The organism is Micromonospora sp. PRAS1, from assembly GCF_059553435.1.
Genome location: NZ_JCANNB010000048.1, coordinates 36802 through 44821 on the forward strand (window position 1 = coordinate 36802; position 8020 = coordinate 44821).

Annotated in this window: 8 protein-coding genes; 3 read left to right on the top strand and 5 right to left on the bottom strand. The window is 70.5% G+C overall.

Translation table 11 applies throughout. The features are described from left to right. Nucleotides 1-3 precede the first annotated feature (3 nt). Genes AC507J_RS29285 through AC507J_RS29295 form a run of 3 tightly spaced genes read right to left on the bottom strand, consistent with a single transcriptional unit; the run spans nucleotide 4 to nucleotide 3160 of the window. On the bottom strand, nucleotides 4-831 hold the full coding sequence (locus AC507J_RS29285; RefSeq protein ID WP_111241714.1) for a carbohydrate ABC transporter permease: 828 nt from the start codon (nucleotides 829-831) through the stop codon (nucleotides 4-6). Then, nucleotides 828-1802: a carbohydrate ABC transporter permease gene (locus tag AC507J_RS29290; RefSeq protein ID WP_496293239.1), complete on the bottom strand. Its 975-nt coding sequence runs from the start codon at nucleotides 1800-1802 to the stop codon at nucleotides 828-830. The genes AC507J_RS29285 and AC507J_RS29290 overlap by 4 nt, the downstream gene beginning before the upstream one ends. Next, the gene (locus tag AC507J_RS29295) at nucleotides 1799-3160 is read right to left on the bottom strand and encodes an ABC transporter substrate-binding protein (protein WP_496293241.1); all 1362 of its coding nucleotides are present in this window, start codon (nucleotides 3158-3160) and stop codon (nucleotides 1799-1801) included. The genes AC507J_RS29290 and AC507J_RS29295 overlap by 4 nt, the downstream gene beginning before the upstream one ends. 359 nt (nucleotides 3161-3519) lie before the next feature. Here AC507J_RS29295 and AC507J_RS29300 point away from each other — a divergent pair, with 359 nt between their 5' ends. The 3 genes from AC507J_RS29300 to AC507J_RS29310 all read left to right on the top strand — a co-directional run bounded on the left by AC507J_RS29300 (nucleotide 3520) and on the right by AC507J_RS29310 (nucleotide 6641). Then, nucleotides 3520-4545 carry a LacI family DNA-binding transcriptional regulator gene (locus AC507J_RS29300; protein ID WP_496293243.1) on the top strand — a complete coding sequence of 342 codons (1026 nt, stop codon included), beginning with the start codon at nucleotides 3520-3522 and terminating at the stop codon, nucleotides 4543-4545. Nucleotides 4546-4654: 109 nt separating this feature from the next. Then, nucleotides 4655-5605 (top strand): glycosyl hydrolase family 32, encoded by a 951-nt coding sequence (locus tag AC507J_RS29305; RefSeq protein WP_496293245.1) that lies wholly within the window; start codon nucleotides 4655-4657, stop codon nucleotides 5603-5605. Between the two features lie 73 nt (nucleotides 5606-5678). Next, nucleotides 5679-6641: a carbohydrate kinase family protein gene (locus AC507J_RS29310; RefSeq protein ID WP_496293251.1), complete on the top strand. Its 963-nt coding sequence runs from the start codon at nucleotides 5679-5681 to the stop codon at nucleotides 6639-6641. A 26-nt stretch (nucleotides 6642-6667) separates the two neighbouring features. On the opposite strand, the gene AC507J_RS29315 is transcribed toward AC507J_RS29310, so the two are convergent. Both AC507J_RS29315 and AC507J_RS29320 read right to left on the bottom strand, forming a co-directional pair. Next, complete coding sequence (locus AC507J_RS29315) at nucleotides 6668-6883, bottom strand: zinc-binding dehydrogenase (protein ID WP_496293247.1); 216 nt, start codon at nucleotides 6881-6883, stop codon at nucleotides 6668-6670. Nucleotides 6884-7048: 165 nt separating this feature from the next. After that, nucleotides 7049-7588, bottom strand: a complete 540-nt coding sequence (locus AC507J_RS29320; protein ID WP_496293249.1) for a flavin reductase family protein — start codon at nucleotides 7586-7588, stop codon at nucleotides 7049-7051. Nucleotides 7589-8020: the final 432 nt, after the last annotated feature.

The following is an 8020-nucleotide window of genomic DNA, read 5'->3' on the forward strand; positions in this document are numbered from 1 at the left end:
TCGCTATCCCTTCACGGAGCCCTGGAGCAGGGCCTTGATGAACTGTCGCTGGAAGATCAGGAAGACGATGAGGGTAGGGGTCAGAATGAGCAGCGATCCGGCGCAGAGCAGCACCAGATCCGTCCCCCACTGTCCCTGGAACGCGCCCAGGGCACCAGCCATCGTCCGCTTGGTGGCATCGTCGACCATGACGATGGCGAGCAGGAACTGGTTCCAGGTCCAGAGGAACAGCAGGATGGTCAGTGAGGCGATGGCCGGGCGGGCCAGTGGCACGTGCACCCGCCAGAACAGCTGCCAGGTGTTGCTGCCGTCGACCCGGGCCGCCTCGGACAACTCGCGTGGCACGTTCGTGAAGTGGGCCCGCATCCAGAACACCGCGAACGGCATGTAGAGGCCGATCAGCGGCAGGATGATCGCCCATCGGGTGTTGAGCAGACCCAGGTCCCGCATCTGGTAGTACAGCGGGGTGACCACCGCTTCGAAGGGCAGGGTCAGGCCGAGCAGCAGCAGCCCGAAGGCGATGTGTCCGCCGGGCACCCGCAGGTGACCGAGCCCGAAGCCGGCCATGGTGGCGATGAGTACGCCGATCGGCACCACCCCGGCCACGATCAGCATGCTCGACTTGAGCAGGGCACCCATGTTCGCGGCGGTGAAGGCGTCGGCGAAGTTGCTCCACTGTGGATCCGACGGCCAGGCCAGGCCGGTCGGCACGGTGCCGCGAGGTTGCAGCGCCGCGGACAGCATGCTCAGGAACGGCAGCAGGGTGACCACGACGAGCGCGATCAGGAAGATCCGTCCGGTCAGCCGTTCGCTGCGACTGGTCAGGTTCACGCCTTCTCCCCTCGGGTCAGCCGCTGGATCGGCAGTACGCAGAGCAGGACCAGCAGCATCAGCACCACGCCCAGGGCCGAGGCGAGCCCGACCTGTCGCTGGGAGAAGGCGAGCCGGTAGATCTCCAGCCCCGGCACGGTGGTCTGGATGCCCGGACCACCACTTGTGGAGATGTAGACGATGTCGAAGCTGGCCAGGGCCGCGATGACGGTCACGGTGAGGCAGACACCGATCTCCTGGCGGAGGCTGGGCAGGGTGACGGCGAAGAACTCCCGGATCGGGCCGGCGCCGTCCATCCGCGCCGCCTCGTAGAGCGACGGGTCGATCTTGCTCATGCCGGTGACCAGCAGGATGGTGCAGAGGCCGAGCATGACCCAGGTGCCGATGACCCCCACCGCCGGCAGCGCGGTGCTGAACTCGCCGAGCCAGGAGCGGGTGAGCCCGTCCAGCCCGACGGCGCGCATCGCCTGGTTGACCAGGCCGCTGCTGGAGAGCATCCAGCTCCAGGCGATACCGGCGGCCACCAGCGGAATCACCTGGGGCAGGAAGAGCACGGTACGGACCACGGTGCCGGCCGGACCGGTGGTGATCCGCCGGACCAGGCTGGCCACCAGCAGGCCGAGCACGACCGGGATGAAACTGAAGAAGATGATCAGGATGAACGCGTTCGTAATGATCTTCAACAGGTCCCGGTCGGTGAAGACGGTCAGGTAGTTCTCCAGCCCGACCCAGGTGGCCGCTCCGATGCCGTTCCACCGGTAGAGCGAGTACTGCACGGTCAGCACCAGCGGGCGCAGCACGAAGAAGCCGTACATGATCAGCGCGGGCAGCACCCAGAGCCAGCCGATCCACCGGGCCGTGCGGCCCCACCGCCGCTTGCGGTGGAGCCGCACGGGTCCCTCGGGGTTCCCCCCGCCGGGTCGGGACGCGATGCCCGACCCGGCGGGAGCGCTGCCAAGGGCAGACGTCATCGGGAGAGTTCCTTCTCGTACTCGGCCTGGACCGCCTTCACGTACCCCTCGGGGGTCTGCTGGCCGGCGACCAGCTTCTGCATCTCGGGGGTGATGGCCGCGGCGAAGATACCGCCGGTGGCGTTCGCGGTGAAGTCGACGGCACCGTTGTCGGCACCGAGCTGCTGCGACGCCTTCAGCGTCTCGGCCAGTACGGTGCCGTCGGTCACCGCCGGCAGGGGCAGCTCACTCGGGCCGCCCGGGTGGGAGCCACCGACGTTCACCGAGATCTCCCGGGCCTTGTCGTTGGTGTGCACCCAGTTCAGGAAGTAGGCCGCGGCGTCGGCGTTCTTCGCCCGGGCACCGACCCCGAAGGTGTTCGGCGCGGACATCGCCACCTTCTTGGCCTCGGCGGTCTCACCCGGGAAGAGGAAGAACCCGACCTCGCCGGCCATGTTCTTGTCCAGGTTCGCCGACTCCCAGTCGCCGTTGAACATGAACAGGCCGTTGCCCTTCTGGAACTCGCCCATCATCGCGGTGTAGTCGATGGCGTTGGCGTCCTTCGGGAAGTAGCCGGCCTGGGCCCACTTCTGGATGGTCTGGGTCGCCTTGAGCGCGGCCGGGGTGTCGAAGGTGGCGCCCTGCTTCTGGAAGATCCAGTCCGCGATCTGGGTCGGGTCGCCAAACTGGTTCTGCAGCGCCTGGTGCGGGAAGTTGATGCCTGCGGTGTTCTTGTTGAACTGCATGATCGGCAGCAGGTTGGCCGCCTTGGCCTTGGCCAGCAGGTCCTCGAACTCGGCGATGGTGGCCGGCGGCTGGGTCATGCCGATCTGCTCGGCCTGCTTCTTGTTGTAGAACACGCCGGTGACGCTGTAGCCGAGCCCCATGCCGTACAGCGAGCCGCTGCCCCGCTCCGCGCCGCCGTCGGTGAGCCGCAGCTGGACCAGCTGCGAGGCGGGGAACTTGTCCCAGCCGTACGCGTCGAAGTACGGGTCCAGGTTCTTCAGCAGCCCGTCCTTGACCAGGTCGACCATCGTGGGCAGCCGGATGATGTCGGGCGCGTTGTCCGAGGCGAGCACCCGGGGCGCGTTCTCCACGATTACGGTGAACTGGTCCTCACGGACGTTGAACTTGACGTGCGGGTGCTGCCTGGTGAACTCGTCGGCGAGCGCCTTGGCCAGCGGGAAGCCGGTCTCGGCGTACATCTCCAGGGTGATCGGATCGGTGCCCAGTTCCGTGCTGACCTCGGCGTCGGAGTCATTCGACGCGGTCTGCTCGGAGCCGGGCGCGCTGCACGCGGTGATGGTCAGGCCGGCGGCCAGCAGCGGCACCAACAGTGCCAGCCGGCGACGGCTGAATCTGGTCGAGAACTCCGGCACCTCAATGCTCCTTGAACTCATCCGCGAACCGGGCCGCTGGACGGCCGACGTCCACCGTTGCCGGCCGGCGGCCGGTACGCGTCGGACGTCGCGCGCCGATTGCGGGGCTCGCGTTCCCAATGAAGACTTGGCGGACAACGCCCTCCGCCAGCGGCTGAACCTCGTCGCTAAACTGATTTAGCAGAGCATGCGCGTGATGCCTGGGGCTGTCAAGAAGGAGTTGGCAACGGTCCGGAAACGACTGGTTCACAAGACGGATTCGGTGACGCGGGCCGCCCACCGACGACCAGCGACGCGACACCACCCATCATGATGGGGAGCATGCGGCACCGAACGGACCAGCCGCGATCGGAGGACTCATGGGCCGCAACCGCGCAACCCTGGCAGACGTGGCCAGGCGGGCAGGCTTGTCCAAGACCGCTGCGTCGATGGTGCTCAACGGGCGGGAGGGCACCCGACTCTCCGCGGAGGCGCATCAACGCGTCTTCGCGGCGGCGGAGGAACTCGGCTACCGGCCCAACATCGCCGCCCGCAGCCTGCGAACCCGCAAGACGGCCACCATCGCGTTCGTCTCCGACATCGTCGCCACCACCCGGTTCGCCGGCGGCCTCATCCGGGGCGCGCTGGATGCCGCTCGCGAGCGCGACCACGTACTGCTCATCACCGAGACCCAGGGTGACGCGACGTTCGAGCAGTACGCGATCGAGGCGATGCTCGACCGACAGGTCGACGGCGTGATCTACGCGGCCATGGCGACCCGCCGGCTGGCGGTACCGTCAACGATCCTCGGCGCCTCGGTGGTGCTGCTCAACGCCACAAGCGCCACGCAACTGCCAAGCGTGCTCCCCGACGACCAGGGGGCCGGCGCGACGGTCGCCGAGGCGCTGCTCGCGCAGGGCCACCGGGACCGGATCGCCCTGATCGGGCGCAACCGGCAGAAGGAACGCGACCCCGAGATCTCCCTCGCGGCCGAGGCGCGGCTGGACGGCATCCGGGACACCCTGGCCGCCGCCGATGTCAAGCTGTTGACCGAGGTCTTCTGCCCCGAGTGGCTACCGGAACACGGCTACACCGCGACGCACGCACTACTGAGCCAGGCGGCGCGGCCCAGCGCGATCATCTGCATGAACGACCGGCTCGCCTTCGGCGCCTACCAGGCGCTCGGCGAGGCGGGCCTGAGCATTCCCGACGACATCTCGGTGGTCTCCTTCGACGACGACCCGATCGCCTCCTGGCTGCGCCCCGGGCTCACCACCGCCGCACTGCCGCACGAGCAGATGGGGCGCCGGGCGGTGGAACTCCTGCTCGACGACGACGGTCACGGCTCGGCGCTGGTACCCATGCCGCTGCGCCGACGCCGGTCCGTCGGCAGACCCGCCGGCTGAGGAGGGGCAGCCGCGCTCGGCGGTGACCAGTCGCGCCGCTGCGGCACCTGTCGGTTTCGGGGGCACCCCGGGTCGCGAGCTAAACCGATTTAGTGATACCTTGCCCGCCATGCTACGTCTGCCCGACCACTGGGTGTGGGACAGCTGGTACGCCCAGGACGATGCCGGTCGGTGGCACGCCTTCTTCCTGCGCGCCTCCCGAGCCCTGCTCGACCCGCACCGCCGTCACCGGCGCGCCTCGATCGGCCACGCCGTCTCCACCGACCTCCGCTCCTGGCAGCTCGTCGCCGACGCGCTCGTGCCCGCCGACACGGGCTGGGACGACCTGGCGACCTGGACCGGCTGCACCGTACGCGGCCCGGACGGGCGGTGGTACCTCTTCTACACCGGCGTCGGGCGGGCCGAGGACGGGCTGGTCCAGCGCATCGGCCTGGCCGTCTCCGACGACCTGGTCACCTGGCACCGGCACGGCGACGGCCCGCTGGTGGAGGCCGACCCCACCTGGTACGAGCTGCTCGACCGTGAGATGTGGTACGAGCAGGCGTGGCGTGACCCCTGGGTCTTCCCGGACCCGGCCGGCGACGGGTGGCACATGCTGATCACCGCCCGGGCCAACCAGGGGCCGGCCGACGCCCGAGGCGTGGTCGGCCACGCCACCTCCCCCGATCTGGTCAACTGGACCGTCCAGCCGCCGCTCTCCGCGCCGGCCGGCTTCGGCCACCTCGAGGTGCCCCAGGTCGCCGTCGTGGACGGGCAGCCGCTGCTGCTGTTCTGTACCAACGCCGTGGCCGCCGGCCAGGACGCCGAGCACCAACTCTGGGTGGTGCCCGCGCCGACGGTGCAGGGCCCGTGGGACGTCACGGCCGCCCGACCGATCGACCAACCGAACCTGTACGCGCCCAGGCTGGTGCCCGACGGCGACGGTTGGTCCCTGATCGGCTTCGTCGACCACGCCGACGGCCAGTTCGTCGGCGAACTCAGCGACCCCATCCCGGTCCGCTACGAGCCGGGCACAGGTCTGGTCACCCGGCCGCCGGTTCCCGCGCCCACCGGTGCCTGAGGTGCGGGGCGGGCAGGTGGCTGCGGGGCGGAGCGGGCAGGTGGCCCCCGCGTCGGTGGCGTCTGCGCCGCCGGTGCGGGAGGCCGAGCCGTCGTCGACGTCGGGACCAGCCGGGGGTACGCCGGTCACCGTGCTCGGTGAGGCCGTCGTCGACCTGGTGCAGGAGCCGGACGGCCGGTTCGCCGCCCACCCGGGCGGTAGCCCGCTCAACGTCGCCGTCGGGCTGGCTCGCCTCGGTGTGCCGACCGCGTTGCTCGCCCGCTTCTCGACCAGCCGGTTCGGCCGGTGGCTACGCGGGCACGCCGAGATCAACGGCGTCGACCTGCGCCACGCGGTCGACACCGCAGACCCGGCCACGCTGGCGATCGCCTCGCTCACCGGCGCCGGGGTGGCCACGTACGACTTCTACGTCGACGGCACCGCCGACTGGCAGTGGCGTGCCGAGGAGCTGACCCTGGCGCTCACCGGCCGGGGCATCCTGCACACCGGTTCGCTTGCGGTGTTCCGCGCCCCCGGCGCCGACCGGTTGGCCGACGCCCTGCGTACCGCGCGGGACCGGGGCGCGCTCGTCAGCCTCGACCCGAACATCCGGCCCGGTCTGGTCGGCACCCCCGCCGAGGCCCGCGCCCGGATCGACGGTCTGGTGCGGCTGGCGCACGTGGTCAAGGCCAGCGAGGAGGACATCGACTGGCTCTACCCGGGCCGGTCGGTCGAGGAGGTGCTGCGGCACTGGCAGGGCCTCGGCGTCGTACTCGCCGTGGCGACCCTGGGTGCCGGGGGCGCGGTCGCCGTCTCCGGGGCGCGCGGGTTCCGGCAGCCGGCGCCGGTCGTCGACGTCGTGGACACCATCGGGGCCGGCGACGCGTTCACCGCCGGGCTGCTCGCCGGGTTGTCGCGGGCCCCGAGAGACTGGCCCGAGGAGGAGATCGTCGCCGCGCTGCGGTACGCCGCCGAGGTCGCCGCGATCACCTGCACCCGCGCGGGCGCCGACCCGCCGTACCGGCACGACGTAACGGCGGGCAACGGCCGAGCCTAGCCCGCCCCGCTCCCGGTCGTCGCCGCCTATGGACCGCACGGGCGTACCACGACGTTGCCGACCTTGTGGCCGGTGTCGACGCGGCGATGGGCCTCGACGATGCCGTCGAGATCGTGGCTCTGGTCGAGCACGACGGTGATCTCGTCGCGGGCGACGAGACGGAGCAGGAACTCGAGGGCCTTGGCCTGGGCGTACTGGTGCGGGTTGAGAGTGAGCGGCTCGGTCTCGATCGCCCAGGTCACGGTGCCGCCGGAGCTGGGCTGGCCGGCGGTACCGGCGGACGGGCCGGTGACCGCGGCGGAGCAACCGATGAGCAGCAGGATCGGCAGGCGACGGCGAGCAGGGGACGGATCCGGCGTACGGGCATGCGGCGATCTCCTGTCCGGGCAACCTGGGTACGGCGCACGTCACGCGACCGCACGGGAGACCCAGCTCTCGGTGCCCGGCGCCAGCCCGGTGTAGCGACCCCGGTGGTAGAGCAGCGGCGAGCCGATCTCCGCACGCCGGACCAGCTCCGGCTCGGCCAGCACGATGGCGTGGCTGCCCACCGTGACCCGGTCGATCACGCGGCACAGCAACCAGGCCAGCGTGCCGTCCAGAATGGGTACCCCCTGCGGCCCGTACCGCCAACGGGTCGGTGCGGCGAACCGGTCGATGCCGCTTGTGGCGAAGGTGCGCGCGAGTTCGGTCTGGTGGTGGGCGAGCAGATGCACACCCACGTGTCGGGCACCGGCCACGGTGGGCCAACTGGACGATCCGGTGTTCAGGCAGAACGACACCACCGGTGGTGACAGCGACACCGACGTGAAGGAGGTGGCGGTGAAGCCGACCGCCGGAGCTCCGGGCGCGGTGACAACGGTGACGGTGCTGGCCTGGTGGCGCAGCAGATTACGGATCTCCTCGGCGTCGGCGTCGACGGGCGACAGGTCGTCGGTGGACGGAGTCATCGGGTCCTCCCGGGGGCTTTGACGTGACTAAGTCGGGGGTCGGACGTGGACGGCCCGGGTCGCGGCGACCCGGGGGCAGCCAGGCGAACAGGCAGCCTCGTGCGGGGCGGGACCGCTCGTTGCGTCGAGCCGGCGTACGGAAACGGCGGGCCACCGTGCCACGCCGCGCCGCCCCGCCGATCGTGGGCGAGGTTCGGGGCGGTTCAGACGATGAGGTCGCGCGGCGGCGATGTCGGACTCAACAGGCGCTGCTGCACACCCGGAGGAAGTCGACGAAGCAGCGCCGGATAAGACGCCTGCTCCGGTACATGCCAGCACCGTAACGCGTAGTGACTGAAGAGTCACCCCTCCCTCCCCCCTCTCCCCCTCTCCCCCTCCCCTCCCCCTCCCCCTTTCCCCGCGCGATCATGAAGTTGTTGTCACCCGCCCCGG